The organism is Roseateles sp. P5_B10 (genome assembly GCF_056400485.1).
Window position 1 is genome coordinate 1 of record NZ_JBFULE010001711.1, and the last position, 541, is coordinate 541.

General features: G+C 70.2%; 1 protein-coding gene. It reads right to left on the reverse strand.

Annotated elements, in window-relative coordinates; all coding sequences use genetic code 11:
* Window positions 1–355: LD-carboxypeptidase (locus AC1DU6_RS35480; RefSeq protein WP_477863291.1), on the reverse strand; the 355-nt coding region annotated here is incomplete at its 3' end.
* Window positions 356–541: the final 186 nt, after the last annotated feature.

The following is a 541-nucleotide window of genomic DNA, read 5'->3' on the forward strand; positions in this document are numbered from 1 at the left end:
GCCCCTTGTGGCGGGCGATCAGGCCGTTCTGCAGCGCCGTCAGGTCGCTGTAGCCGACCCAGCGCGTGCCCTGCTCGACGCTGCGCGCGATGCGGCCCCAGTCGAGCTGGTCGAGCAGGCGCGTCAGGCCGTAGCCACCACGCGTGGCCAGTGCCACCGAAGGCGCCGCATCGGCAATGCGATGCAAGGCCGCGAGGCGCGCCGCGTCGTCGCCGGCGAAGCGTTGATGCTTGGCCAGCGCATCGGCGTCGGTGCTGACCTCGAAGCCCAGCTGCGTCAGCCGCCTGGCGGCGCGCTTCAGCGGCTCGGCCTTGGCCAGGACACCCGACGGCGTGAACAACGTGAGTGAGGTCATCAAAGGGCCTGTTGAAGTCAAGGAAATCGGTGCGAGAGGGCTTGCGCGGGTGCAGGGCTAGGCGTGCGACGCCGCCTGGGCTCATGCCCAGGCCAGGCGCACAACAACGCCATGCGCCCGTGCAGGCCCTCTCCCGAAGGGTTGTCACTCAAAAGCCCGCGCGCGGCGTTGCGAAGCCTCGCTGGG